This window comes from Geobacillus sp. WSUCF-018B, assembly GCF_002809985.1.
GTDB lineage: Bacteria > Bacillota > Bacilli > Bacillales > Anoxybacillaceae > Geobacillus > Geobacillus thermophilus.
Map to the genome: position 1 here is coordinate 1 of NZ_PIJF01000131.1, position 1,418 is coordinate 1,418.

Sequence of the window (1,418 nt, forward strand, 5' to 3'; positions counted from 1 at the left end):
TTGGTTTGGTCACCTTTACCATACAGGAAAATTCGCATTTTTTGTACCCTCTATGCACACCTACCTTAAATGATCAAGTACAACTTGTGGTGAAGAGCCTAAAAATATAGGAATTTTAGTAGTTGTTTTGGATAAAAAAACAAAGGAAGTATTACACTTAAAAGCGGATATTTTTTATAATATAAATGGAGATCGTTATTCACATGTTCAGAGTTATATTATGGGAGAAGGGTTAACGGAAAAAATTCCATTTGAGGTAGCTAATCAAATCAATAGTCCAAATTCAAATACAGTTACTATTCAAAACGTATTTTTTGATCCATGTGTTCACGCTTCTATTTGGGTCTGTTTATATCACTGCGGAATTTGGGCAGCAGCAACAGGTTCTGTAGGAGGAGCCGTTTGTTCTGTTATTTGCGGCTATGCATTTGCATATGCTTGCAGTTAGTCGTTCATAAAACGGGGTGATCCACATCTTTTGTAGAATCTTTTGGTCTGTAAATGTGTCATTGGCAGGTATTTTAATCGGGTATTGTTTGTATTACACATTTCATAAAAAAATTTCAATTTTTTTAATAGTTTTACTGTTGTTAGGCATATCTCATATGATTGTGAGTGTTCTAGGATACAAGAAATATGTGGGTAAAGGATTCCTGTTTAAATAGCCAAGATGCTAGGCACCTATCGGTAACCGATGGCTAGTTTATTACGCAGTGGTCGTGACAGTGATTGGCTTCTTGCTCTTGTATTGCGGTGTGTCGAAAGTTCCAACCAGCACGTCGGCTTATATTGACCGAGGTGACCGCTGTGTCCGTTCTGCTTTTGCCTGCCCCTAGAAGCGTTCCAATGTGGGTGTCTAGCTGGTTGCTATTTGTGCTGTTAGTCATTTTCATCACAGTTCTCCGGGAGGAATCGCCCGATTCAGCATTCCATTCATCCTCCACACAGGTACAATCCTAATTCAATCCTCTCCATATTATCTGGTTAAGAATAGCTGTAAGCTGACGTCAGTACTCAACAGGCGTCAGCTTGTTTAATGAACACCTAGCACACGAGTGTTAAGTCCCCGGACAGCGAAGGAACTATTAGTGTAAACTTTCACCCATGGTGCTAATTGAACTCTATTGTTCAACTTGCCCAAGGATAACGAACGTGTAAGTTGGGAAAATATCATCTAATGCTGTTTTAAAACCTTCTACGCTGTTTGCACGAATCGATGCAATGGGAAACGAGTCCATAAGCACTGAAAAAGTGGCTTCCGCGATTTTGCGTTTTCGACGCATCCATTGTGCCCACTTTTTTCTGTGATTTCTATTCGATTCTATATACATGCTCATTGAAAAATTAACCTTCGCATAAGCGGTGCCCACTCTGGTTATACTGCTCCTAATGAAAAACATGGAAAAGGAGCGGAATTC

1 protein-coding gene and 1 pseudogene are annotated in these 1,418 nt (G+C 39.6%); one reads left to right on the top strand and one right to left on the bottom strand.

Annotated elements, in window-relative coordinates:
* The first annotated feature begins 127 nt into the window (after nucleotides 1-127).
* Nucleotides 128-448: a hypothetical protein gene (locus tag CV944_RS17235; RefSeq protein ID WP_145994852.1), complete on the top strand. Its 321-nt coding sequence runs from the start codon at nucleotides 128-130 to the stop codon at nucleotides 446-448.
* A gap of 673 nt (nucleotides 449-1,121) precedes the next feature.
* Here CV944_RS17235 and CV944_RS17810 read toward each other — a convergent pair.
* Nucleotides 1,122-1,418, bottom strand: a pseudogene (locus CV944_RS17810) (hypothetical protein); the annotation flags it as partial.